The sequence below is a fragment of the Rhodopseudomonas palustris BisB18 genome (genome assembly GCF_000013745.1).
Taxonomy (GTDB): domain Bacteria; phylum Pseudomonadota; class Alphaproteobacteria; order Rhizobiales; family Xanthobacteraceae; genus Rhodopseudomonas_A; species Rhodopseudomonas_A palustris_F.
The window spans coordinates 3,220,521-3,246,245 of the sequence record NC_007925.1; the positions used below are offsets into that span (position 1 = coordinate 3,220,521).

Below are 25,725 nucleotides of genomic sequence, written 5' to 3' on the forward strand. Positions count from 1 at the left end.
CGGGACAGGTGAACGGCGAGAGATCGCCGGGATCAGTGGTGCGGAGTGCATCGCGCCTGTCCCCGGAAGCACGGTCCCGGGGCCCATAATCGCCGCAGGACGGCGCGCCGCAAGGCGACGCGCGGTCTTTGCGACTGGCCTTGCGAGGCAAGCCGCAGACCGCGAAACATCTACCCCCGCGCCCTGCGGCGCGCCTCCCCCCTCATTGGTTCGAGGGGGACTCTTGCAAAGCTCGGGCGCTTAGCGCCGCGAGATCGCGGGCGCACATCCAGAACTATTTGATCGTGGCTGTTTGACATTTTGCACGCATCGGCGGGCCGGTCGCCGCCCATTTCAGCGTCATCCTGAGGAGCCCGGCAAAGCGCGCAGCGCGACGCCGGGCGTCTCGAAGGATGGCCGCAAGTGTGGCGCTGCCCCAGAGCGGGGCGACCGCATCGTCGCTCAGCCGCATCCTTCGAGGCCCGCCGCAACAGCGGGGTCGCAGCTCAGGATGACGGCGATCCCGTCGGGTCCGCGCGTGGCGCCCGTGACGATGCCCCGCCGCAGCCGGGATCGGACATGGGACGTGGAGCGCCGCTCACCCCTTCTTCTTCACGTCCTTGATCGCCGAGAACACGATGCCCTCGGCGCGTTCCCGGGTGTAGCCGAGGTAAAACTCGTTCTTGGCCAGGAACACCGGATCGCCGTCGACGTCGTCGGCGACGCCGGAGCCGTTGGCGGCGACGAAGGCCTCCAGCTTCTTGCGATCGTCGCAGGAGATCCAGCGCGCCAGCTGGAATTCGGAAACCTCGAAATCCACCGGCAACTGGTATTCGGCATCGAGCCGCGCCTTCAACACGTCGAGCTGCAGCGAGCCGACCACGCCGACCAGAGCCGGGGCGCCGTCGCGCGGCCGGAACACCTGGACCACGCCCTCCTCCGACATCTGCTGCAAGGCCTCCTTCAGCTTCTTGGCCTTCATCGCGTCCTTCAACCGGACCCGGCGGACGATTTCCGGCGCGAAGCTCGGCACGCCGACGAAGGTGACGTCCTCGCCCTCGGTCAAGGTGTCGCCGATCCGCAGCGTGCCGTGGTTGGGAATGCCGACGACGTCGCCGGCGAACGCCTCATCAGCCAGCGCGCGGTCCTGGGCGAAGAAGAATTGCGGGCTCGACAGGCTCATATTCTTGCCGGTGCGAACCAGCTTGGCCTTCATGCCGCGGGTGAGCTTGCCCGAGCAAAGCCTTGCAAAGGCGATGCGATCCCGATGGTTCGGGTCCATGTTGGCCTGGATCTTGAAGACGAAGGCGGTCATCCCCTTCTCGTCCGCTTCGACCTTGCGCAGGTTGCTCTCCTGCGCCCGCGGCGGCGGCGCGAACTTGCCGAGGCCTTCCAACAGGTCGCCGACGCCGAAATTGCGCAGCGCCGAGCCGAAATACACCGGGGTCAGATGGCCCTCGCGGAACGCCTCGAGGTCGAACGGCTTGCAGGCCTCTGACACCAGCGCCAGCTCTTCCTTGACCTCGGCGACGTCGAGATTGCCGCGCCCGGCGAGATCGGCGATGTCGATCTCAAGCGCCGCGCCGGTCTTGGCGCCGCCGCCTTCCAACAGGCGGACGCCGCCGGTGCCGATATCATAGGTGCCGAGGAAGTCGCGGCCGCGGCCGACCGGCCAGGTCATTGGCGTGGTGTCGAGCGCCAGGGTCTTTTCGATCTCGTCCAGAAGATCAAAGGTGTCGCGGCTTTCGCGGTCCATCTTGTTGATGAAGGTGATGATCGGAATGTCGCGCAGCCGGCAGACTTCGAACAGTTTCCGGGTCCGCGCCTCGATGCCCTTGGCGGCGTCGATCACCATCACGGCGGAATCCACCGCGGTCAGCGTGCGGTAGGTGTCCTCGGAAAAGTCCTCGTGGCCCGGGGTGTCGAGCAGGTTGAACACCAGGCCCTCGAACTCGAAGGTCATCACCGAGGTGACCACCGAGATGCCGCGGTCGCGCTCGATCTTCATCCAGTCGGAACGGGTGTTGCGGCGCTCGCCCTTGGCCTTGACCTGACCGGCGAGATTGATCGCGCCGCCGAACAGCAGCAGCTTTTCGGTCAGCGTGGTCTTGCCGGCGTCGGGATGCGAGATGATCGCAAAGGTGCGGCGTCGCGCCACTTCGGCGACGATCGAGGAATGCAACGGCGACGGATCGGCCGGTATGGCAATGTCGGACATAAGCGAGCCTGTGGCAGGGAAAGCGGGCGCAATCAAGGGCGTTGTCGCAGCCACGGCAAATGGTTGCGCGGCGCGGCGGTGTCATTCATATAGGGCCAAGAGGACGACCTCCCAATCACCCAAATGACGCAGGGACGACCCTGCCCCGCTCTCGTGGAGGTCGTCATGGCCTGGATTTATCTATTGGTTGCCGGTTGCATGGAAATCGGCTGGGCGATCGGGGTCAAATACACCGATGGTTTCACCCGGCTGGTGCCTTCGGCGCTGACGCTATCCTGCATGGTCGGCTCGGTGCTGCTGTACGGGTTGTCGCTGAAGACGCTGCCGGTCGGCACCGCCTATGCGGTGTGGTCGGGAATCGGAGCGGTCGGCACCGCGGTGCTCGGCATCGCGCTGCTCGGCGAGCCCTCCGACGCGCTGCGGCTGTTGTGCATCGGACTGATCATCGCCGGCATCGTCGGCCTGCGCATCGTCGCTTAGAGCCTCAATTCATTTCGCTAAAGCTTTGCGTCAACGAAGAAAACTGACGACCCAGAACGATACGGCGGCGACCATCGCGGAGGCCGGAATGGTGATCACCCAGGCATAGACGATCGAGCTCGCCACGTTCCAGCGCACCGCCGAGACCCGCCGCGCCGAGCCGACGCCGACGATCGCGCCGGTAATGGTATGGGTGGTGGAGACAGGCACGCCGAGGAACGTCGCCATGAACAGCGTCGCAGCGCCGCCGGTTTCGGCGCAGAAGCCCTGCATCGGGGTCAGCTTGGTGATCCGCAGCCCCATGGTGCGGACGATGCGCCAGCCGCCCATCAAGGTGCCCAGCGCCATCGCCGATTGGCACGCCAGCACCACCCAGAACGGCACCGAGAATTCGCCGCCGAGATAGCCCTGCGAGTACAGCAGCACCGCGATGATCCCCATGGTCTTCTGGGCGTCGTTGCCGCCGTGGCCGAGCGAATATAGCGAGGCCGAGGCGAATTGCAGGATCCGGAAGGCGCGGTCCACGGCAAACGGCGTCGAGCGCACCGAGGCCCAGGACACGATCGCGACCAGCACCAAGGCCAGCAGAAAGCCGATCACCGGCGACAGCACGATCGCCAACAGCGCCTTGGTCAACCCGCTCCAAACCGCGGCGGCGAAGCCGGCCTTGGCGAGCCCGGCGCCGAGCAAGCCGCCGATCAGCGCGTGCGAGGAACTGGAGGGGATGCCGAGCGCCCAGGTGATGATGTTCCAGACGATCGCGCCCATCAGGGCGGCGAAGATCACCTGGGCATCGATCACGCTGGGTTCGATGATGCCGGTGCCGATGGTGGTGGCGACATGTAGCCCGAACACCGAAAACGCCACGAAATTGAAAAACGCCGCCCACAGCACCGCATATTGCGGCCGCAGCACCCTTGTGGACACGATGGTGGCGATCGAATTCGCCGCGTCATGCAGCCCGTTCAAAAAATCGAACAGCAGCGCGATTGCGATTAATCCGACCAGGATCGGAAGACCCAGCGTGGCGTCCACTGCGCGGCCCTGCCCTATACCTGTTCGATGACGATGCTGTTGATCTCGTTCGCGACGTCGTCGAAGCGGTCGGCAACTTTCTCGAGGTGGTCGTAAATCTCGGCGCCGACGATGAAATCCATCGCGCTGGCGTTGCGGTGCTTGAGAAACAATTCCTTGAGGCCGATGTCGTGCAGGTCGTCGACGCGGCCCTCCAGCTTGCCGAGCTCCTCGGTGATCGCGGTCAGCATCGCCACGTTGGGGCCGATCGATTTCATCAACGGCAGCGCCCGGCCGACCAGATTGGCGCATTCCACCAGCAAGGTGCCGATTTCGCGCATCGGCGGCTCGAACGAGCGCACCTCGAACAGGATCACCGCCTTGGCGGTCTGCTGCATCTGGTCGATGGCGTCGTCCATCGAGGTGATCAGGTTCTTGATGTCGACGCGGTCGAACGGGGTAATGAAGGTGCGCCGCACCGCGGTCAGCACCTCGCGGGTGATGGCGTCGGCGTCGTTCTCGAACTGGCTGACCCGCTGGCAATGCACCGGCGTCTCGTCACCGCCGCGCAGCATGTCCTGCAGCGCCTCGGCGCCTTGCACGACGGTTTGGGAGTGTCGGGCGAACAGGTCGAAAAACCTCTCCTCCTTTGGCAGAAAGGCGCGAAACCAACGCAGCATTGAAAAGTCCATTGTTTGCGACGGGGCGCCGGACGGCTGCCCCCCTGTCACAGAAGCGTCATAGATCATTTCCCGGGCTGGCAGGCAATTGCGGTGGGTCAAAGCGCGGTCATCCACCGCTTTATGGTGCCCCGATACGCTCCACCGGCTCGGACCGGCGGCATAGGCCCGCGGCACGGTTTCAGCAAGTCCGCAGTTCGCAAACCGGCGTCGCGACGCCGGCAATTTTCGCTGGTCAATTTACGCTTTGTTAGGAATGATGGAGGAGCGTTCGAATCACGCGGATCGCCCGACTTAGAGTTGCGCGATCTTGAGTGATCGGGACCGTCAAAATGATGGTCACGATGTCAGAGGCAGTTTTTCGCTGGTGTTCACCGCAGCCGAAACGGCGTGTCTGAATTCCCGGCGACCCACCCATGCTACCGACCGATCTAGTTACTAGCGGTAGGTGAGTATTCGGTAACGCCTCTCCCTGTGGATCAGTGCGCGTAATCGACATCCTTTCGGATTGTCACCGAGTCAACAAACTTAACTTTTCCTTATTTCGTCACCAGACCGCGGTCGAGCATCGCAGAGTGGGACAGCCATGATTCGTACAGCACTCAACTTCATCGCAGGCGTCGATCGCAAGACGTTGGAAACCTGTCCGGCGACCGACAAGATGTGGGCAGCGCATCTGGGGTTCTCGCTGTGCCTGTCCTTCGTCGTGGTGTTGGGCATCTCGTTCCACGCCACCGGCTACATGATCGCCGATGTCGGAACCCGGCTGTTGGCCGCGGTGGTGATCGCGCTGACGGTGCTGATGTTCGACCGCGCGCTGTGCCAGTCCGACTGGTTCTACCAAGGTGCCCTTTGGACCAAGGGCGACGCCGCCGAGAGCGAAGCCGAGACGCGTCAATCGACCTGGCGGTTCGGCCGGATCGCGATCCGGCTCGCGATGTCGTTCGGGCTGGCCTGGGTGATCGCGATGTTCCTGGAGCTGGCGATCTTTTCCGGCACCATCGACGACAAGATCGAGCGCGACCGCGTCGCCGCCAATCAGCCGATCTACCAGAAGATCGAGCAATACAACCAGCAGCTCGGCGGCGAGATCGATCGCCGTCAGGCCGCCATCGTCGCGTTGGAGGGGCTGCTGCAGGCCGCGCTGACCGAGGTGCCGGCGGCCGACGCCGCGGCGCAGGGCCGCTCCAGCGATATCGAACAACAGATCAAGTCGCTGGCGGTGCGGGAAACCGAGCTGCGCGCCGAACAGCGCGAGATCCAGCAGACCGTTCAGCGCTACGCCGCCGATATGAATGCCGAAGAACTCGGCCAGAAGCTCAGCCCGACCAATAGCGGCCGGCCCGGCGCCGGGCCGCGCTATGAATTCGCCAAGCGGCAGAAGGAGCTATACCAGGCGCAGATCGCCGCCCGCGACGCCGACATCGCGCAGTTGCACGCCAAGAGCGACGAGCTGCGCGGCGCCCAGGCCAAGGTCATCGCCGATGCGCTGGCGGCGCGAAACGTCGAGCGCTCGGCGCTGGAGGGCAAGCGTAGCGCGCTGCAGGCGCAGATCGACGCCGCTCGCGCCGAACTGAAGCAATTGGAGGCCGAGCGGCTGGCCAGCGTCGAGCAGTTCCGGCGCAAGGCGCTGAGCGAGTCCTACTTCCAGGAGAAGAAGGACAAGGTCGATCCGCTGACCCGGATGGCGGCCTATCAGGAATTGAAGAACGATCCGAAGGACGGCGGCACCATGGCGCTGTTCTCCTGGATGACCCGGTTCTTCATCATCTTCCTGGAGATCGTCCCGGTGGTCGCCAAAATCTTCTTCTCGCCGCCGAGCGTCTACGCGGCGAAGATCCAGGACGAGGTGGAGCGCGCCCGCCGCCGCATCCAGAATGCCGCCGACGAGCCGTTGCCCGAACCCGAACCGCAGCCGGCGCCGCGCATCGAACCCGGCGTCGCCAAGCGGCTGTTCGAGTCGATCTTCGGCAAGGCCGACGCCCCGCGCCCGCACCGCCGCGACCGCGTGGTGCGCATTCCGGTGCGCGACCGCACCGCCCGCTCGCCGCTGCCGCGGCTGGTGCCGCTCGACCTCGCGCCACGCCCGAGCGAACGGCCGGCACGGGCGAGCCTGTCGACCGCACCGCTCCCCCCGCTGCGCAACGAGGTGTTCGCCGATCACCCGCGCACCGACTTCGCGGCCCAACCAGCGGTGGACGCGTCCGAGGCTGCCAGCAACGACATGGCGAAGAACGAAGTGCTCAGCCACGGCATCGATCATCCGCCGACGACCGACGAGGTATCCCGGACCGAGCGGTCGCCGATCGTCAGGTCGCGAAGCCACGTGTCCCGAACCGAAGCGGACGGCGACGATCTATTCGGCGAGGCGGTGCCGCGCGAGCTGCCGACGCGGCCAATCGCTGCGCGAACGCCCGCCTCGTTCCATGCCGCCGAAGCGCAGCGCAACGGTTTCCTGCCGCTGCAGTACTCCTTGCAATATGACTTGCAGCAGCGCTCCTAAGTGTCTGACTGAAAAACCGATCGACTGAAATCGGCGGTCACGCGTCATTGCGAAAAGCTCTTGCGCCGAAGCAATTCAAGGCCCCGCATGAGGCCCCCGGATTGCTTCGCTGTCGGCCGGCGCACCGCGCCGGCCTCGGCTCGCAATGACCCAAGCACCCCGGATCTTGCTCGCGGTTCATTCGATTAGACTGAGGGCTTATCTGCGGCGCCTAGAGCAATCCGCCCTCCGCGTCCGCTCCTGGGCCTGCGGGCGCGGCGCAGCGATCACCAAGCGCCTCACGCGGCTCACGCCGATCGGCACCAAGCGCGAGGCGCCCTCGCGCTTGTCTCGATCCGCAACTCACCCGAGCCGAGCCTATCTCAAACGCAAAAAGGGCGGCGTGGATTGCTCCGCGCCGCCCTTTCCGGAGAACGAGTGATTAGTTGATCCGGGAGATCTCTTTGCGGGGCTCCGAGGTGGTGCCGTAGACTTGCGGATCCAGAGTGGTCGACTTGGTGACCACCGGCTTGTTGGCGCGATAGACCTGAAACACGTACCAGGCCGCAACCACCACGACGGCCAAAGCCACCTGGTTCGCCGGCAGCACCAGCGACAACGCGATCAGCACCACCGCGATGGTGCCGGCCTTCACCACCTTTTCGCGATCGGCGAAGATCGTGCCGAAACGATCCCAGTTCTCCGCCTTCCAGAACGGCGCGGTGAAACGGTCCAGACCAAAGCCGGTCCATGCGCCGTTGAAACCAAGATTGTAGGACCAGAGCAGGAACAGCGCCACCGAGAACGCGACGATGGCGACGATGGCCCCTACGGGGCCGGCGGCGTAGCCGATGACGACTACAAGAGCAGCTGCAAAGGCAGCGATCCAATATTGCATGTGATTACCTTTTCACCCGATTTCGGGTGCCTTTTCAGGTTGTATCTCTCTCTAGAGAGACGTCGGGCATTAAGAATCACAATAATAGGACGGTTTTTGTCGCCGCATGATTAAAATGATCGATTCAGAACTAGAACTTGCGTCGCTTTTCAACGGTTTACGCAGCTTTCTAGTACTTCGTTACCATTTTTCCGCCGGCTCATCATCACGCGAACAGATCCGCGCTGCCACGCTTCAACAACGACCGGCGGCAATCGTTCATTCGGGCGTTGCTGCAGCGGGCCGCAATGGCGCGACGGGTATTATATTACAGCGAGCGCTTGAAGTAGTGCGCGATTTCACCGATCACGCCGCGCCGGAAGGTCAGCACGCAGATCACGAAGATCACGCCTTGGATCACCGTCACCCATTGACCGAACCCGGCCAGATACTGCTGCATGGCGATGATCACGAAGGCGCCGACCACCGGTCCGTAGATGGTGCCGAGGCCGCCGACCAGCGTCATCAGCACGATTTCGCCGGACATCGTCCAGTGCACGTCGGTCAATGACGCGTTCTGCGCCACGAACACCTTCAGCGACCCGGCAAACCCCGCCAGCGTCGCCGACAGGATGTAGGCCAAGAGCTTGTAATGATCGGTCTTGTAGCCCAGCGAGATCGCGCGCGGCTCGTTCTCGCGGATCGCCTTCAGCACTTCGCCGAACGGTGAATTGATCGCACGATAGATCACCAGAAAACCCAACAAGAAGCCGACCAGGATCACGTAGTACAGCGTGGTCGGCTTGCCGAGATCGATGAAGCCGAAAAGATGCCCCTGCGGAATGCCCTGAATGCCGTCCTCGCCATGGGTGAACGGCGTCTGCAAATACACGAAGTACAACAGCTGCGACAAGGCGAGCGTGATCATCGCAAAGTAGATGCCCTGCCGGCGGATCGCGACCAGCCCGGTGATCACGCCGAGTGCGGCGGCAGCGGCGGTGCCGATCAATATGCCGAGTTCGGGCGACACGCCCCACACCTTCAGCGCATGCGCGCTGGCATAACCCGCGGTGCCGAGAAACATCGCGTGGCCGAACGACAGCAGCCCGCCGTAGCCGATCAACAGGTTGAAGGCGCACGCCAACAACGCAAAGCACAGCCCTTGCATGACGAAAAACGGATACACCCCGGTCAACGGCACGACCGCCAGCAGCGCGGTCATGACGGCAAAGGCGATCATTTCGTCGCGGACGGCGCGACGGCCGGCGACAGGAACGGCCTGGTCGGAGATCGAGGTCATATCAGGTGGTCCGTCCCGTCAGTCCAGAGGGTTTCACCAACAGCACCAGCACCATCAGCACGAACACCACGGTGTTGGAGGCTTCGGGGTAGAAATACTTGGTCAGGCCTTCGATAATGCCGAGCGCGAAGCCGGTGATGATCGAGCCCATGATCGAGCCCATGCCGCCGATCACAACCACCGCGAACACCACGATGATCAAGTCAGCGCCCATCAGCGGCCGCACCTGATTGATCGGCGCCGACAGCACACCGGCGAGCGCTGCGAGGCCGACGCCGAGCCCGTAGGTCAGCGTGATCATCCGCGGCACGTTGATGCCGAAGGCGCGCACCAGCGTCGGGTTCTCCGTCGCGGCGCGCAAATTGGCGCCGAGCCGGGTGCGCTCGATCAGGTACCAGGTCGCCAGACAGACCACGAGCGAGAACACCACCACCCAGCCGCGGTAGACGGGTAAGAACATAAATCCGAGATTGATGCCGCCTCGCAACTCCTCGGGGATCGCGTAAGGCAGACCGGAGGAGCCGAAATAATTCTGGAACACGCCCTGGATGATCAGCCCGAGGCCGAACGTCAGCAGCAGCCCGTACAGATGATCAAGTTGCGCGATCCATTGCAACATGGTGCGCTCCAGAATGATGCCGAACAGCCCGACCGCCAAGGGCGCGATGATCAGCGCCCACCAATAGCCGATGCCAAACACGTTGAGCAGGAAATACGCCGCGAAGGCGCCCATCATATACAGCGCGCCGTGGGCGAAATTGATGATGTTGAGCATGCCGAAGATCACGGCAAGGCCAAGGCTCAGCAGCGCGTAGAACGAGCCGTTGATCAGCCCGACCAGCAATTGCGCGAACAAGGCCTGAAGATTGATCGACATGAGATTCTCGATTGGTGCCGCGGGGAAAACACGGCCCAGCAGCAGAAGCTGCCGGGCCGCTAAGCTCACTTCTTCAACAGCGGGCACGTGCTCTTGGCGAGCGGCGTGAAGGCTTCTTCCGCCGGAATGGTGGCGACCAGCTTGTAATAGTCCCACGGTCCCTTGGATTCCGCGGGCTTCTTCACTTCGAACAGGTAGGCCGGGTGGATCTTGCGGCCGTTGGGCTGGATCGAGCCCTTGCCGAACAACGGATCGTCGGTCGGCATTTCCTTCATCTTGGCGACGATCTTGGCGCCGTCATGCGAATTGCCGCCCATCGCATCGAGCGTCTTGAAGTAGTGGGTCAGCGCCGAATACACGCCGGCCTGCGACATGGTCGGCACCTGCTTGTTGCGCATCCGGTCCTGGAACCGCTTCGAAAACGCCCTCGTCTGCTCGTTGGCGTCCCAGTAGAACGTCTCGGTGAAGTTCAGACCCTGGGCCACCGGCAAGCCTATGGCGTGAACGTCGGTGATGAACATCAGGAGCCCGGCGAGCTTCTGGCCGCCGGCGATGATGCCGAATTCCGCCGCCTGCTTGATGGCGTTGGAAGTGTCGCCGCCGGCATTGGCGAGACCGATCACCTTGGCCTTGGAGGCCTGCGCCTGCAGCAGGAAGGACGAGAAGTCGGAGGTGTTGAGCGGGTGCTTCACGCCACCGAGCACCTTGCCGCCCCCCGCGTTGACGGCGGCCGTGGTGTCACGCTCCAGCGCCGCGCCGAACGCGTAGTCGGCGGTCAGGAAAAACCAGCTGTCGCCGCCGGCCTTGGTCAAGGCGGAGCCGGTGCCGTGCGCCAGCATGTAGGTGTCGTAGGTCCAGTGAATCGTATTGGGCGAGCATTGCGCGTTGGTCAGATCCGAGCTGCCGGCGCCCGAATTGAGGAAAACCCCGTTCTTTTCCTTGATGATGTTGCTGACCGCCAGCGCAACGCCGGAGTTCGGCGTATCGACCACGACATCGACCTTGTCCACATCGAACCACTGCCGCGCGATGTTCGAGCCGATGTCGGGCTTGTTCTGGTGATCGCCGGAGATCACATCGATCTTCCAGCCTTTGGCCGTCAGGCCGGAGTCTTCCACCGCCATCTGGGCAGCCAGCGTCGAACCGGGACCGCCGACGTCCGCATAAAGGCCGGACTGGTCGCTGAGCGAGCCGATCTTGACCGTCTTGTCCGTGCTCTGGGCGGACGCAAGAGCAGCGGTGGCAAGTACAAATGCGGTGCCGAGCAGAAGCGCGGAACTCTTGTTTTTCATTATTGTCTCCTCCTTTTTGGTGTTTTGGTGCGCCAATCAGACGCCGAGATAGCTGTGCAGTTTGTCCATGTTGGCCTGGAGTTCGGAATTGGCGAAGCCGTCGATGATCTTGCCGTGCTCGACGATGTAGTAGCGATCCGCCACGGTGGCGGCGAAGCGGAAGTTCTGCTCGACCAGCAGAATGGTGAAGCCCTCGTTCTTCAGCCGTTGGATAGTATGGCCGATCTGCTGGATGATCACCGGCGCCAGCCCTTCGGTCGGCTCGTCGAGCATCAGGAAGCGGGCACCGGTGCGCAGGATGCGGGCGATCGCCAACATCTGCTGCTCGCCGCCGGACAGTTTGGTGCCCTGGCTCTTCAGCCGCTCCTTGAGGTTCGGAAACAGTTCGAAGATCTGCTCCAGCGACAAACCGCCCGGCCGCACCTGCGGCGGCAACATCAGATTTTCCCGCACGTCGAGGCTGGCGAAGATGCCGCGCTCCTCGGGACAGATCGCCACCCCAAGCCGCGCGATCTTGTCGGACGAGGCGCGGCTGATGTCCTTGCCCTCGAAGCGAATGCTGCCGCTGCGCTTGCCGATGATGCCCATCACCGATTTCAGCGTGGTGGTCTTGCCGGCGCCGTTGCGCCCCAGCAGCGTCACCACCTCGCCGGCGCGGACGTCGAAGTCGATGCCGTGCAGGATGTGCGATTCGCCGTACCACGCCTGCAGGTTCTGCACCGCCAGCACGACATCGCCGGCCGACTGCGCGATCGGCGTGGTGGCGGCGGTGTCCGCTGCGGTGGTCATCGTCTCAACCATGCCCTGCCCCCAGATAGGCTTCCTTGACGCGCTCGTCCTGCGTGAGGTCAGCGTAGTTGCCCTCGGCCAGCACATGGCCGCGGGTCAGCACCGTGATGATGTCGGACAGGTTGGCGACCACGCTGAGATTGTGCTCGACCATCAGAATGGTGTGCTTGGCGGAGATCCGCTTGATCAGGGCCGCAATCTTGTCGATGTCCTCGTGCCCCATGCCGGCCATCGGCTCATCCAGCAGCATCATTTCCGGATCGAGCGCCAGCGTGGTGGCGATCTCCAGCGCACGCTTGCGGCCGTACGGCATTTCCACCGCCGGGGTGTTGGAGAACTCGCTCAAGCCGACGTCGGCGAGCAACTCGTTAGCGCGGTCGTTGTAGCGGTCGAGCACCGATTTCGCGCGCCAGAAATCGAACGAATGGCCGTGCTGGCGTTGCAGCGCGACGCGGACGTTCTCCAGCGCGGTGAGATGCGGGAACACCGCCGAGATCTGGAACGAACGCACCAGCCCCAGTCGCGCCACGTCGGCCGGCGGCATCGCGGTGATGTCGCGTCCCTTATAGAGAATCTGTCCGGCGGAGGGCCGCAGGAACTTGGTCAAGAGGTTGAAGCACGTGGTCTTGCCGGCCCCATTGGGACCGATCAAGGCGTGGATCGAGCCGCGGCGAACCCGCAGATTGACATCCCGCACGGCAAAGAAGCCGGCGAATTCCTTGGTCAGTCCGTGGGTCTCAAGAATGAAGTCATCGGCCAAACAGATTTCCCCCTCGGTCGTCGCGCGAATCCTCGCGCGCGCCCGACGTTTCTTTGTGTTCTTTGCCGGTGCCGTCGTCCGCGTTGGCGGCCGGGCACCGGTCATGTCTGATCGGAATATGCAATCGCCCGCAGGGTTGCGCAAGGTGCAATGCTGGGCAGCGTACACGGCGGGGCGAGAGCATGACTTGGGATCGGGATCCGTTCCGGGCGGCCAAAGCCGCCCGCGCTGGTTGCGGTCGTCACATAGCTTTCGTCTGAATCGACTAGAGGGGCTGGTTGCGGTCGCCCGAGCGGCCTGAAGAAGCCGGAGCCTGAAATGCACGACGTTGTGTCCCTGAAGCGAAAACTCGACAACCTGATCGCGGAGGTCAGCGCCGAAGGCGCGCTGCGAATGGCCTCCTGGACCGACCGCATCGAGGACCGGGATTTCGTCGCCAGCGCCGCCAACCTCGCGCACTATCTGGCGCTGCGCCGCCACGATCTGCGGCCGCTGCAACGCTCGTTGATGGCGCTCGGGATGTCGTCGCTGGGCCGGCTGGAAAGCCGGGTGTTGCCGACGCTGCAAGCGGTCGCCGCCAGCGTCGCCGCGCTGTGTGGCGAGGCTGCCGCGGAACGCCCCTCGGCGCGACAGTTCTTTGCCGGCGAACAGCATCTGGCGCATTGCGCCGAAGCGGTGTTCGGCCCGCCCTCGTTGCGGCGCACCGCGCTGCTGGTGACCTGCCCGACCGAGGCCGCCGACGATCCGACCTTCATGCTGCGGCTCGCCGAGCGCGGCGTCGACGCCATCCGGATCAATTGCGCGCACGATTCCGCCGCGCAGTGGCAGCGCATGATCAACCACGTCCACACCGCCGAACAGGCCACCGGGCACCGCATCAAGATCCTGATGGACATCGCCGGGCCGAAGATCCGTACCGGCTTGGCGCGGCTGCCGATCGGCCGCGAGCGGATCGGGCTCGGCGACGTGCTGGCGCTGGTGCCGCAGGGCGGGCTCGACCGCGTCGATCTCGACGACGAGTATTTCGCCATCGAATGCACGCTGTCCGAACCGGTGCTGCGCACCCCGGTCGGCGCGCGCGTATTCATCGACGACGGCAAGCTCTGCGTTCGCGTCGAGCGGGTCGCCGCCTGGGGGCTGCTCGGCCGGGTGACGGCCGCCGCCGACAATGGCCTGCGGCTGAAGCCGGAGAAAGGTCTGAACTTCCCCGATACGCCGCTGGCGATCCCGGCGCTGACCGCCAAGGACCGCAGCGATCTCGACTTCGTCGCCACCCATGCCGACGGCATCGAGTTCTCCTTCGTGCAGTCGGTGAAGGACGTCGAAGCGCTGCAGGCCGCCTTGGCGGAGCGCCGCCCGAAGGACTGGCGCAAGCTGTCGCTGATCTTGAAGATCGAGACCCCGGAAGCGGTGGCCAATCTGCCGGAGATCGTGGTGCAGGCCGCTGGCCGGCAACCCACCGCCATCATGATCGCGCGCGGCGACCTCGCCGTCGAGATCGGCTTCGCCCGGCTCGCCGAAATGCAGGAAGAGATCCTGTGGATCGGCGAGGCCGCCCACGTGCCGGTGATCTGGGCGACGCAAGTGCTGGAACATCTGGTCAAGAAGGGCACGCCGTCGCGCGGCGAGATGACCGACGCGGCGATGGCGGCGCGCGCCGAATGCGTGATGCTGAACAAGGGCCCCTATCTGTTCAAGGCGATCACCGAACTCGACACGCTGCTGGCGCGGATGGACGGCCACCAGCACAAGAAGACACCGCAGCTGCGGCCGCTGCGCAGCTGGGACCGGGCTAAGCTAGCGCGCTCGCATAAAGCTCCGGCTTGAAGCCGACCAGGAGCTTGCTGCCGAGATCGAGCACCGGCCGCTTGATCATCGACGGCTGGCTGACCATGAGCGCGATCGCCTTGGCTTCGGTCAGACCGTCCTTGTCGGCGTCGGGCAGCTTGCGAAACGTGGTGCCGGCGCGATTGAGCAGAAGCTCCCAGCCGACCTGTTTGACCCAGCGCGTCAACTCGGCCCGGTCGATGCCGGCGGTCTTGTAGTCGTGAAACTGGTAGGCCACGCCGCTGGCGTCGAGCCAGCCGCGGGCCTTCTTCATGGTGTCGCAATTCTTGATGCCATAGAGCGTAATGGACATTGGCCTGGATCCGTGCGCTGGCACGCGCGTCTGTCGCTTAGCGTGCCATGGCCGCCCTCGCAACCTCAAACCGCGCGCGCACCCGACGCGCTCAGCGCCGTCCCGATCAGCAGCGCGCCGGTGCGGCCCAAGCCCACCGGCGCATCCTGTTACGCCTTCTTGGCGTACAGCCTGCAGTAACCCGTCGGGCTGATCGGGCTCTCCACCGTGGTGCAGGAACTCGGCGGCTGGAACTGACGACAGGTCGAGCAGCTCTTGCCGGCGTTGGGGGATTCCTGGTAGCCGGCGTCGCGTTGCGAGGCCTTCTTGGCGACCTGCGCATCGGCGCCGGTCGCTGCCACCCCGACCAACGCCGCGGCGCCGACCACGTAGGCCCCGGTCCTCAGCAGCCGACGCCGCGACAGCGCGTGGGTGTCTTTTGTCTTATCGTTCATCGTGCTTCCTCCGTAACAGTTGATTTGGTTGCAGATCTTCGACGGCACTTCTGTTGTTGCCGCCGTCGAAACAAGCGCCGGTGCCGAAACTGCTTCGGCCCGCCGGCTTGTCGAGTAGCCGTGCCGCCTGGATCGCGCGGCGCGGCTCACGCAGTTCACCACTTGGCGTTGAGCGACAATTGGAAATACTGCGCGTTGTAATTCGGATTTGTGGCTCCCATGTCGATCAGCCGCGCCAGCGTCTGGTCCACCAGGTACAGGTATGGCGACATCAGATCCTGTTGCCAATTCTCGACGCTGCTACGCTCCCAGATATAGCGCGCCTTCAAGTACACCTCGCCGGTCCAACCGAGCTGGGTGACGATCGACGGATCGACCGTGTGTTTGAGCGAGGCGTCGAGACGCTGCACATTGGTGCGGACGGTGGGGAATGGCGAGTAACCCACGCCATTACCCTGCAGCGGATAGTTGGCGAAGGCGCCGTAATCCCAATCTTCCTTGCCGAGCGACAGCGAATAGCCGAGTTTGAAATCCAGCGATCCCGGAATGATCTCGGCATTGGCCGCGACCAGGATGGTATGCACCTTCTCGTGGGTGTTGCTCGTGAACGCGTCGGGGACCGCCGGGAACGTGGCGTTGGTCACCGGATTGGTGATCGTGCCGCTCCCGACCTGGAAGCGATCATAGGTCTCGTAAAGATACGACGCCTGCAGCGCCGTTCCCGGCTTGAACACGTAGGTGACGTCGACGCCGCCGTTCCAGCTGTCGCTCTTCCGCAGCCCGAAGAACGCCGGATCGTCCGGATAGTCTTCGAAGCGCAGGCCAGCGGTGGGCGAGATCACGAAATCTCTGAAGATGCTGCCGCTGGGGCCCGAAATGTCGAGGAACACATTGGCCTTGGTCTGATTGCGATTGGCCATATCGAACTTGCGGATCAGGAAATTCGTCCCGGTGTTGGACGCGGCGTAGTAGGTGTCCAGCGACATCGCGCGGCCGTCGTAATTGTCATAGCGCCGCTCGGCGTATTGCAGGCTGGATCGCAGCGTCGCCACGTCGTAGATCTTGAAATCCGCGGTGCCGCGGCCGATGAATTCGTTGGTGACATTGGCGTCGCGGCGGGTGCGGTCCCACTGTTCCCAGCCGAAGCTACTGCCGAGCGTGACCCATTTGGCGGGACGCCACTGAAAATCCTCGCTGGCGTATTGCTTGGTGTAGGACATCGCCAGCGCGCGTCGGGGAACGCCGGCCGCGATGCCGGTGGCCGACGAGTCTTCGACAACATAGGACGGCATCAGCAGTTCGGGCGTCTGGTTGGCGTTGTCGTAGATCCTGTAGCGAAACGTCGAACGGAATTCCGGCGTCCACTGCGTCGTGGCGTTGGTGTTGTAGAGAAACGTATTGACCTCGCCGTTCAAACTCGACGCCGGCAGCAAGAACGTCGCAATGTTCGGATTGACGGTGAATGGCATGAACTGTTCGTTCTGCCGCATCGTGGTGTATTGGATCGTGCTGTTCCAACGGGTCTTGAACGGCAGATCGACGCCGCTGGTCACCGTGGTGTTGTAAGCCTGGTTGCTCGGCATCAGGCTGATGCGGGCGGCGGGCGAATAGATCGACGGCGTCACCGTATCGGCGAACGGGTTTTGCACCGTGAAGGAGCTGTAGTTATTCTCGAACAAGGACACGCCGCCGCCGACCTGGACGTTGAAATGTCCGCCCCATGGCGTCGGGCCGAAATATTGCCCGGTCACCTTGCCGATTTGGGTGGTGTCGTCGATCGGACGCGGCGCCTGCAACTGCTGCAGCGAGCCGAGGCCGCCGATCGCGACGCCCGAGGTCTGAATGCCTTCGCGTTTCTCGTGAGAGTAGCTCGCCTTGACGTCCCAGTGCGGATCGGGCGTCCAGCGATAGGCCACAGCGGCCTTGTCGCGTTGGATTGCGACGTCGAGCGGGTTGAACTTCCCGGCCAGCGCATTGGTCACGGCTGCGCGCTGCGCCGGGGTGGAAACTCCCCCGACGGGGGCGAGTGTGCTGCCGGGGATCGCGACGGTGGTGGTCAGGTTGTTGGTGCCGACGCCGTTCCAGATGCTCAGCGCGCTGGTGTTGTAGAGATGCGGGATCTGATCCCACACCACGGTCAGGTAGTGCTCTCCGGCCTTGGAGGCGTCGACGATGTAGCGCTGATTGTTGTTGCCGATGTTGTCGGCGCGCAGTTCGCCGAAGTAGAGGCCGTCCTTGCTCTGCAGCGTCATCCGTAGGTACTCGGCAAACAGCCCCGGCGGGATGGCGCCATACTCCTCAAACTTCGAGCGGTTATTGGGATCGCGATTGGCCGGCGCAGTGGGGCTGGCCGGCGTGACATAATGCGCCGACGATTTCGGCGGGCGTTTGATGAACGCACGCCCACCGACGTCGAACTCGCCGGAAAAGTCATAGCCCTCATGCGCTGCTTCGAAATCCGGCACAGCGGCCGGAGGGTCCGCTGCGTTCGCATTCAACGGCGCCGCGGTCACCATCGCCAGTGCGGCGGACATCGGCAGCAATCTTTGCTTGATCATCATTTCCCAGCCCCCTTTGATGTCGACGTGCCGTATGTCGTGGCGACGCTCGCCGTTGCCTGCCCCGGCGGCTTTGCCTAGCGGTGCCATCGCGACCCCGACGGCGCGTTCGATCCATGAATGTTGGTGTGACAATTCTGGCAGGCATTGCCGACCGCCCACCGCGCCGCCGCCGGAAGTCCCGGCTGATTGTGCGGGTTGGTATGGCACTGCTGGCACAGCCGCTGCCGCGCCACGATCAGCAGCGATTCATGGTTGGAACCATGCGGCTCGTGGCAGTTCAGACAGTTCTCGCGCACCGGCGGGTGTTCGAACAGGAACGGCCCGCGCTTGTCGGCATGACACTGGAAGCAGGTGTCGTTGACCGTCGCCTCGCGCAGCAGCTTCTCGGAGGCGCTGCCGTGCGGGTTGTGGCAGTTCACGCAAGTAATCTTGTTCTCGCGGACCGGCATGTGCGAAGTGCGCTGCGCCTGCGCCTTACGATCCTTGTGACACTGGAAACAGGTATCCATCACCAGTTCGGTTTTCAGCTGGTTGCGCGGCGAGACCTTGCGCATCACGGTGTGGCAGTTGACGCAAGCTAGGCCCCGGCTCTCATGGGCCGAACTCTGCCAATAGGTCTGGTCGCCCTTCTCGTGGCAGCTCAGACAGACACCGTTGAAATCGGCGACGTCGACGCCGCGGCTGTCGGTGAGCCGGAACGAGCGGATGCCGCCCTTTTCGCGCCCGCCGCCGCCGTTGACGTGGGCGGAGCCGGGACCGTGGCAGGTCTCGCATTCCATCTTGCCCTGCGGGGTGAGCTTGCCGGACTTGATGTTGCGGCCCATCACGGTCTGCTGGAATTCGTCGAACAGGCCGGCGTGACAGGTCTCGCATGGCTTCGAGCCGACGAAGTAGCGCCCGTCCGGATCGCCCGGCGCCGGCGCCACCATCGGTGCCCGCGCACTGCCGACGGCGGCTTGGGTCTGCTTCTGCACCGCGATCAGGATCGGCTTCCAACCGTCGGTCTTCGCCGCCAGGATCTGGACGAAATCGAATTGTGGCGGGGTATCGGGGTTGTCCTCGAAGTTTTCCAGCGCCACCCAGGTCTTCACCGTCGCCTCGCGCGGCTCAGGCATCAGCGCGACGTAGTCGGGCTCGTGCCGGACGCGCTGCGCCCGCAGGTGACGCTGCTCATGGCCGCGCAGAATTCGCTGCTCGGCTGTGGTTGCGACCTTCATCGCGGCCCCCAGCCGGACATATTCGGCGACGGCCTTGAACATCGGATCGTCCGGCAATGTCAGGATTGCAGCGACGCGGTCATTCGATCCGTCGAGCAGCGTGGTGAAGCGGCGCGCGCTGCCGTGCCCGCCGCCGCTCCCGCCATGCGGCGACGCGCCATGCGCCGCCGATAGGCCTGAGCCGAGACCGAGGCCGGCGTGCGCGGCGATCGCCCCGTAACCAGGCTGTGCCGGCGAATAATTCGGCTTGGCGTCGGAGCCGGTGAGATTTTGCGCGGCGTAGTCCGCCAGCGCCGCGACGTCGGGGTCGACCGTGCTCGACAGCGGCGGCGTGCGGTCGAGCCGCCCCCGCCCATCAGAAACCGCTGCGTCCTCGGCGCTGGCTGGGGCGAGCAGCCCCAGCGCCATCATCGCCGCCAGTGTCAGAGCTGATAGAAACGCCCGAGCCGAGTCTCGGGCCTGGACGATCGGCTCGGTCAGGGTTGCCCGACCCTGCCCGCCGATCGCCGGACGACCGGTGTGTTTCACCGGCGCACGATCCACCGTTGCCGCGCCACAATAAAGTGGCGCAGCTCGCAAAGAGCCCCCCATCGTTACCCCCACAGATACGCGCTCGGCGCGTACGAATGTTATGATTGTCGTGATTAGTTGGACCAGCGGACCTGGCTGATCATGCTAACAAACCGAACTGAAGCCCATTCAAGTACCTCAGGCTTTCATAGTGACAGGTCGCGAGCCTTTGATTCAAATCAAACCGCGACTAAATGTCCCGCATTGTTTTGATACGAACTAATAGATTCGAGAAAACTCGTGTAATCATACCTTCGACATGACGTCGGGTCGCCGACATTGCTCGCAACTGATCCGGCACTAACTACCCATTTTGCCCACATCGGCAGATCCGATTCTGTTAGTTTTCGCTTTGCGCACTGCGGCAATCTCATGCGGCGGCGCAGCATACGAAGACCAGCGTCGCGCAACTGGCCGGTCTTCCAGCTCGCCTCGTGCAGCCGACGTGTTACTCTTGCACCGCTCTGGGATCAGATCGCGGCGGGCGCAGCCTTCCCGACGCCGGTCTCGCGGCGGCGAACAACGAGCGCTCAATGGCGCCATGACCAAACGGGAGGACATCAGGATGCTCGACAAGGCCCCCAACGGCAAAGTCACCGAATTGCTCGCGACATTGGATCAGGCGTTGTCCGCCGGCGACATCGAGCGCGCGCTCGATCTGTTTCAGACCGATTGCTACTGGCGCGACCTCGTCACCTTCACCTGGAATATCAAGACCATGGAGGGCAAGGACCAGGTTCGCGGGATGCTCGAGGCGAGGCTCGCCGACACCAAGCCGGCGAAGTGGAAAATCGCCGACGGCGAGGATTCCTCGGAGGCCGACGGCCTCATCGAAAGCTGGATCCAATTCGAAACCGCGGTCGCTCGCGGCTTCGGCCATCTGCGGCTGAAGGACGGCCGGATCTGGACCTTGTTGACCACGATGGTTGAACTGAAGGGCTTCGAGGAGCCGAAGGGCTTCGACCGGCCGATGGGCGCCAAGCACGGCGCCGACCGCAATCGCAAGACCTGGAAGGAAGAACGCGAGCAGGAGGCCGCCGAACTCGGCATCACGAAGCAGCCCTATTGCCTGATCATCGGCGGCGGCCAGGGCGGCATCGCGCTGGCAGCGCGGCTGCGCCAACTTAGCGTGCCGACCCTCGTCATCGAAAAGAACGAGCGCCCCGGCGACAGCTGGCGCAAGCGCTACAAGTCGCTCTGCCTGCATGATCCGGTGTGGTACGACCACCTGCCCTATCTGCCGTTCCCGGCGAACTGGCCGGTGTTCTCGCCGAAGGACAAGATCGGCGACTGGCTGGAGATGTACACCAAGGTGATGGAGCTGAACTACTGGAGCTCGACCACCTGCAAGACGGCGAGCTACGACGAAGCCGCCGGCGAATGGACCGTGGTGGTCGAGCGCGACGGCCAGGAAATCACCCTGAAGCCGAAGCAATTGGTGCTGGCGACCGGGATGTCGGCCAAGCCGAACATGCCGACATTCGAAGGCATGGCGCTGTTCAAGGGCGATCAGCATCATTCCTCGCAGCATCCCGGCCCCGACGCCTACAAGGGCAAGAAGGCGGTGGTGATCGGCTCCAACAATTCCGCGCACGATATCTGCGCGGCGCTGTGGGAAGCCGCCGGCGACGTCACCATGGTGCAACGCTCGTCAACGCACATCGTGAAGTCGGATTCTTTGATGGAGATCGGGCTTGGCCCGTTGTATTCCGAACAGGCGGTGCAGAGCGGCATGACCACCGAAAAGGCCGACCTGATCTTTGCGTCGTTGCCCTACAAGATCCTGCACGAATTCCAGATCCCGATCTACAACGCGATCCGCGAACGCGACGCGGACTTCTACAAGCGCCTGGAAGCCGCCGGCTTCATGCTCGATTTCGGCGACGACGGCTCCGGCCTGTTCATGAAATATCTGCGGCGCGGCTCCGGCTACTACATCGATGTCGGCGCTTCCGAACTGGTCGCCAACGGCAGCATCAAGTTGAAGAGCGGCGTCGACGTGCAGCGGCTCACCGAAAACGCGGTGATCCTCACCGACGGCACCGAGTTGCCCGCCGATCTCGTGGTCTACGCCACCGGCTACGGCTCGATGAACGGCTGGGCCGCGGAGCTGATCTCCAAGGAGGTCGCCGACAAGGTCGGCAAGTGCTGGGGGCTCGGCTCCAATACCAGGAAAGACCCCGGCCCCTGGGAAGGTGAGCAGCGCAACATGTGGAAGCCGACGCAGCAGCCGGGTCTATGGTTTCACGGCGGCAATCTGCACCAGTCGCGGCACTACTCGCAATTCCTGTCGCTGCAGCTGAAAGCCCGCATGGAAGGCATTCCGACGCCGGTCTATGGGCTGCAACAGGTGCATCACCTCGGATGAGCTGCCGGCCGCCAGCTGCGATGTCTGCAATGAGCTGAGCCGGCCCGGGCTCGGCTCCTATTGACAGTATGCTGCCATTATGGCAGCATACTGTCATGATAACATCCGTTTCGCCGCCATTCGATCACCCGGTCAATGCCCTGGTGCTGGAGGTCTTCCGGCTCAATGGCGCCTTGATTCGCCACGGCGACGCGCTGGTGAAGCCGCTCGGCCTCACCAGCGCCCGCTGGCAGGTGTTGGGGTCGATCGCGCACGGCCAGGGCACGTTCTCGGTCGCCCGGCTCGCCGACAATATGGGCCTTGCCCGGCAGTCGGTGCAGCGCATCGTCGATGAACTGGCCGCGGCCGAATTGGTGAGCTTTGCGGTCAACCCGGCGCACAAGCGCGCCAAGCTCGTGGTGATGACGCCGCGCGGCCAACGCGTGTTCGCGCGCGCCACGCAACTGTGGACGCCGGTCGCCGACGCCCTCGTGACGGGGCTCGACCCGCGCCAGATCCGCAAGGCCTCGGACACTTTGGCCGCCCTGCGCGGCCGGCTGGACGATCAACCCAACGACAGGAGTTCGGAATGATCCGCACGCTGCATCCCATCGCCGGCATCATCGGCTTTCTCACCATCCTCGGGTTCTGGCTGTCGACCGTGGTGGTCGAACTCGGCGGCGATCCGGGAGCGATCGCCGCGGTCAAGCTCGGCATCCTGTGGGGCCTGGCTGTCCTGATCCCGGCGCTCGCCACCGCTGGCCTCACCGGCTTCAAACTCGGCGGCAAGTCGCAACGGCCGGAGATCGTCAGCAAGCGCCTGCGCATGCCGATCATCGCGTTCAATGGCGTCGTGGTGCTGGTGCCCTGCGCCGTCATGCTGCAACGGCAGGCAGCCGCCGGCCAGTTCGACCGCACCTTCATCGTGATTCAGGCGCTCGAACTGCTGGCGGGTGCGGTCAACATCACCCTGCTCGGCCTCAGCATCCGCGATGGCTTGAAACTAGCCCGGCGCTTCGGCGTGGCCGCAACCTGACAGGCTTGTACTTGCCACCCTGGCCGTCACTGCGTGAAGGCCAGGCTCCGCTCGGCCGGGGCGTCGCTGCGGCCGCGCTTGGCCGGCGCATTGAACAACGGCAGTTCGGTGGTCGACTTGATCTGCTCCATGGTGAACATCGAGGAGACGTCCTGCAGATCGATCTTGGCGATCAGCCTCTGATAGAGGTCGTCATAGGCGCGAATGTCAGAGACCACCGCGCGGATCAGATAATCGACGTCGCCGCTCAACCGATAGAAGTCGACCACCTCGGGAAAGCTGACGACGATCTTGCGGAACCGCTGCACCCATTCGGCGCTGTGCTGGTTGGTCCGCACCGCGATGAACACGCTGACCCCGAGGTTGAGCTTCTCGGCATCCAGCAGGGCGACGCGGCGTTTGATATAACCGGAGTTTTCCAGCTTTTGAATCCGTCGCCAGCAGGGCGTCGAACTCAACCCGACCCGCTCGGCCACCTCCTGCATCGATAGACTGCTGTCGACCTGCAACGTTGCGAGGATCTTGCGGTCAAGCTCGTCGAGCATATTGGCCTCCAATTCAGCGCAGCGGGAGCATATTCATGTCATCTAACGCTGCTACTGTGCAAGGATATTGCGAGCCAATCGCATCCGCGAGCATAAACATTCGCCAGGCTGCGCAATGTCACAGCAAGCCGGCGCTTGATTTGATGTCATGATGACGTCGGCGGCGCCACTGCCAAGCCGCGCGACCGCAAAAGCGGTCGCCTGCCGAACGGCGCATAGCTTTTGATTTGATGGTTATCACGCGCACGCCTGCAGCCGGGCTAAAAGCCCGGTCGCGACGATAAGGCGGCCTGTGGCGATGAAGGACGGGGCTATCGTCCGGCGGCGTAGGCCTGCATGCCGCGCGGATTGGCGGCGGCGCGACGATAATCGCCATCAAGCGCGGCTGATACCAGGCGGCCTTCCGACCACTCCTCGCCGACTTCGACGATGTGGCCGCGGCGGCGCAACTCTTCGATGGTTGCGGGCGGCAGCCGATTTTCCACCACCAGCACGCCCGGTCGCGATTGCCGCGGCCAGAACGACGCCGGGAAATGCTCGCTGTGCCAGGCCGGCGCGTCGATCGCTTCCTGCAGGTTCATGCCGGCATGGACGTGGCGCAGGAAGAACTGCGGGATCCATTGGTCCTGCTGATCGCCGCCGGGCGAGCCCCAGGCCAGATACGGCTTGCCGTCGCGCAGCGCCATGGTCGGCGACAGCGTCGAGCGCGGCCGCTTGCCAGGCACCAGCGAGGCTGGATGGCTTTCGTCGAGCCAGAACATTTGCGCCCTGGTGCCGAGCGCGAAGCCGAGTTCGGGAATGACCGGCGAACTCTGCAGCCAGCCGCCGGAGGGCGTGGCGGCAATCATATTGCCGTCCTTGTCGATGATGTCGAAATGCACGGTGTCGCCGCGCACATTGCCCATCCGCCCGACCGTCGGCTCGCCGGCGCCCGAAGCGCCGACGGCGACTCGCGCGCCGCTCGACACCCGCGCATCGACCTTGCCGGAGAAGCCGTCGATGCTGCCCGGCCGCAATTCCATTGAAGCCGTTTCGCCGATCTGCGTCCGACGCACCGCGTTGTAAGCATCCGACAGCAGAATCTCGACCGGCACCTCGGCGAACTTCGGATCGCCGTAGAACGCCTCGCGATCGGCGAACGCCAACTTCGACGCCTCGACCACCAGATGGATGAATTCCGGATCGACCGGGCTGAGCTTGTCGAGATCGAAGCCCTTCAGGATCGCCAGTTGCTGCAGCGCCACCAGCCCTTGGGTCCAGGGTCCGGCCTTCAGCACGCGGTAGCGGCCGTAATCATAGCCGATCGGCTGCTCGACACTGGCCTGCCAATTCGCCATGTCCTGGCCGGCCAACACGCCGGCGTGGTGGCGGCCGGTGACGTCCATCACCGGGCTCTTGCAGAATTTGTCGATCGCCTCGGCGACAAACCCTTCGGACCAGGTCTTTCGCGCAGCCTCGATCTGCACCGTGCGATTGCCGCCGGTGGCGAGCGCCTCCTGCAGGATCCGCTGATACGTGTCGGCGAGCGTCGGATTGCAGAATAGCGTGCCGGGCGCCGGCACCTCGCCGTTCGGCAGAAACACCGCGGCCGAGGTCGGCCAGTGTTCGAGAAACAGCTGCTTGACGGTGGCGATGGTGGCGCTGGCGCGTTCCACCAGCGGGTGGCCGCGGCGCGCATAGGAAATCGCCGGCGCCAGCACCTCGACCAGATCCATGGTGCCGTAGTCGCGCAGCAGCAGCATCCAACTGTCGAAGGTGCCGGGAATGCAGGCGGCGAGCAGCCCGGTGCCCGGCACCAGATCGAGCCCCAGCGAACGGCAATGTTCGATGCTGAGCCCGGCCGGCGCGGTGCCCTGCCCGCAGATCACTTCGGTGCGGTCGCGTTTGGCGTCGTGCAGGATCACCGGCACGTCGCCGCCGGGGCCGTTGAGATGCGGCTCCACCACCTGCAGCACGAACGCCACCGCGCAGCCGGCGTCGAACGCGTTGCCGCCCTTTTCCAGGATCGACATGCCGACCGCGGTGGCGATCCAATGCGTCGACGTCACCACGCCGAAGGTGCCGACGATTTCCGGACGCGTCGTAAAGGCTGAAGGGTCGACGAAGCTCATCAAAATTCCTTTGGCG

21 protein-coding genes are annotated in these 25,725 nt (G+C 64.1%); 6 read left to right on the forward strand and 15 right to left on the reverse strand.

Annotated features, from left to right (window positions below):
• Positions 1-577: 577 nt before the first annotated feature.
• A complete protein-coding gene (locus RPC_RS14760; RefSeq protein ID WP_011473384.1) occupies positions 578-2,197 on the reverse strand; it encodes a peptide chain release factor 3 in 1,620 nt (539 codons plus the stop codon).
• A 165-nt stretch (positions 2,198-2,362) separates the two neighbouring features.
• Here RPC_RS14760 and sugE point away from each other — a divergent pair, with 165 nt between their 5' ends.
• Positions 2,363-2,677 carry a quaternary ammonium compound efflux SMR transporter SugE gene (sugE, locus tag RPC_RS14765; RefSeq protein ID WP_011473385.1) on the forward strand — a complete coding sequence of 105 codons (315 nt, stop codon included), beginning with the start codon at positions 2,363-2,365 and terminating at the stop codon, positions 2,675-2,677.
• Positions 2,678-2,707: 30 nt separating this feature from the next.
• Here sugE and RPC_RS14770 read toward each other — a convergent pair whose 3' ends face one another.
• On the reverse strand, positions 2,708-3,712 hold the full coding sequence (locus RPC_RS14770) for an inorganic phosphate transporter (protein ID WP_011473386.1): 1,005 nt from the start codon (positions 3,710-3,712) through the stop codon (positions 2,708-2,710).
• A gap of 14 nt (positions 3,713-3,726) precedes the next feature.
• Positions 3,727-4,371, reverse strand: a complete 645-nt coding sequence (locus tag RPC_RS14775; protein WP_011473387.1) for a DUF47 domain-containing protein — start codon at positions 4,369-4,371, stop codon at positions 3,727-3,729.
• Between the two features lie 586 nt (positions 4,372-4,957).
• On the opposite strand from RPC_RS14775, the gene RPC_RS14780 reads away from it, so the two are divergent.
• Complete coding sequence (locus tag RPC_RS14780) at positions 4,958-6,874, forward strand: DUF4407 domain-containing protein (RefSeq protein WP_011473388.1); 1,917 nt, start codon at positions 4,958-4,960, stop codon at positions 6,872-6,874.
• Between the two features lie 421 nt (positions 6,875-7,295).
• On the opposite strand, the gene RPC_RS14785 is transcribed toward RPC_RS14780, so the two are convergent.
• From RPC_RS14785 to RPC_RS14810, 6 genes are all read right to left on the reverse strand, one after another.
• Positions 7,296-7,751 (reverse strand): hypothetical protein, encoded by a 456-nt coding sequence (locus tag RPC_RS14785; RefSeq protein ID WP_011473390.1) that lies wholly within the window; start codon positions 7,749-7,751, stop codon positions 7,296-7,298.
• Positions 7,752-8,058: 307 nt separating this feature from the next.
• Positions 8,059-9,030 carry a branched-chain amino acid ABC transporter permease gene (locus RPC_RS14790; RefSeq protein WP_011473391.1) on the reverse strand — a complete coding sequence of 324 codons (972 nt, stop codon included), beginning with the start codon at positions 9,028-9,030 and terminating at the stop codon, positions 8,059-8,061.
• Position 9,031: 1 nt separating this feature from the next.
• On the reverse strand, positions 9,032-9,907 hold the full coding sequence (locus RPC_RS14795) for a branched-chain amino acid ABC transporter permease (RefSeq protein ID WP_011473392.1): 876 nt from the start codon (positions 9,905-9,907) through the stop codon (positions 9,032-9,034).
• Between the two features lie 65 nt (positions 9,908-9,972).
• Complete coding sequence (locus RPC_RS14800; RefSeq protein ID WP_011473393.1) at positions 9,973-11,199, reverse strand: ABC transporter substrate-binding protein; 1,227 nt, start codon at positions 11,197-11,199, stop codon at positions 9,973-9,975.
• Between the two features lie 36 nt (positions 11,200-11,235).
• A complete protein-coding gene (locus tag RPC_RS14805) occupies positions 11,236-12,000 on the reverse strand; it encodes an ABC transporter ATP-binding protein (RefSeq protein WP_011473394.1) in 765 nt (254 codons plus the stop codon).
• Positions 11,993-12,748: an ABC transporter ATP-binding protein gene (locus tag RPC_RS14810; protein WP_011473395.1), complete on the reverse strand. Its 756-nt coding sequence runs from the start codon at positions 12,746-12,748 to the stop codon at positions 11,993-11,995. The genes RPC_RS14805 and RPC_RS14810 overlap by 8 nt, the downstream gene beginning before the upstream one ends.
• Before the next feature lie 318 nt (positions 12,749-13,066).
• On the opposite strand from RPC_RS14810, the gene RPC_RS14815 reads away from it, so the two are divergent.
• Positions 13,067-14,575: a pyruvate kinase gene (locus tag RPC_RS14815; RefSeq protein ID WP_011473396.1), complete on the forward strand. Its 1,509-nt coding sequence runs from the start codon at positions 13,067-13,069 to the stop codon at positions 14,573-14,575.
• Here RPC_RS14815 and RPC_RS14820 read toward each other — a convergent pair.
• From RPC_RS14820 to RPC_RS14835, 4 genes are all read right to left on the reverse strand, one after another.
• On the reverse strand, positions 14,541-14,888 hold the full coding sequence (locus RPC_RS14820) for an ArsC family reductase (protein ID WP_041801870.1): 348 nt from the start codon (positions 14,886-14,888) through the stop codon (positions 14,541-14,543). The two genes, RPC_RS14815 and RPC_RS14820, sit on opposite strands and share 35 nt — an antisense overlap.
• A 149-nt stretch (positions 14,889-15,037) precedes the next feature.
• Entirely contained in the window at positions 15,038-15,322 is a 285-nt protein-coding gene (locus RPC_RS14825; protein WP_011473398.1) for a hypothetical protein, read from the reverse strand.
• A 155-nt stretch (positions 15,323-15,477) separates the two neighbouring features.
• Positions 15,478-17,883, reverse strand: a complete 2,406-nt coding sequence (locus RPC_RS14830) for an MtrB/PioB family decaheme-associated outer membrane protein (protein WP_041802888.1) — start codon at positions 17,881-17,883, stop codon at positions 15,478-15,480.
• A gap of 74 nt (positions 17,884-17,957) precedes the next feature.
• Positions 17,958-19,628, reverse strand: a complete 1,671-nt coding sequence (locus RPC_RS14835) for a DmsE family decaheme c-type cytochrome (RefSeq protein WP_415914715.1) — start codon at positions 19,626-19,628, stop codon at positions 17,958-17,960.
• A gap of 607 nt (positions 19,629-20,235) precedes the next feature.
• Here RPC_RS14835 and RPC_RS14840 point away from each other — a divergent pair.
• The 3 genes from RPC_RS14840 to RPC_RS14850 all read left to right on the forward strand — a co-directional run bounded on the left by RPC_RS14840 (position 20,236) and on the right by RPC_RS14850 (position 23,053).
• Positions 20,236-22,038, forward strand: coding sequence for an NAD(P)-binding domain-containing protein (locus tag RPC_RS14840; RefSeq protein WP_011473401.1), 1,803 nt, complete (start codon positions 20,236-20,238; stop codon positions 22,036-22,038).
• A 68-nt stretch (positions 22,039-22,106) separates the two neighbouring features.
• Positions 22,107-22,610, forward strand: a complete 504-nt coding sequence (locus RPC_RS14845; protein ID WP_011473402.1) for a MarR family winged helix-turn-helix transcriptional regulator — start codon at positions 22,107-22,109, stop codon at positions 22,608-22,610.
• The gene (locus tag RPC_RS14850) at positions 22,607-23,053 is read left to right on the forward strand and encodes a hypothetical protein (protein WP_011473403.1); all 447 of its coding nucleotides are present in this window, start codon (positions 22,607-22,609) and stop codon (positions 23,051-23,053) included. The genes RPC_RS14845 and RPC_RS14850 overlap by 4 nt, the downstream gene beginning before the upstream one ends.
• A gap of 26 nt (positions 23,054-23,079) precedes the next feature.
• Here the strand turns inward: RPC_RS14850 and RPC_RS14855 are convergent, their stop codons facing one another.
• On the reverse strand, positions 23,080-23,598 hold the full coding sequence (locus RPC_RS14855) for an Lrp/AsnC family transcriptional regulator (protein WP_011473404.1): 519 nt from the start codon (positions 23,596-23,598) through the stop codon (positions 23,080-23,082).
• A gap of 311 nt (positions 23,599-23,909) precedes the next feature.
• Positions 23,910-25,709, reverse strand: a complete 1,800-nt coding sequence (locus RPC_RS14860; protein ID WP_011473405.1) for a gamma-glutamyltransferase family protein — start codon at positions 25,707-25,709, stop codon at positions 23,910-23,912.
• Between the last annotated feature and the right edge of the window lie 16 nt (positions 25,710-25,725).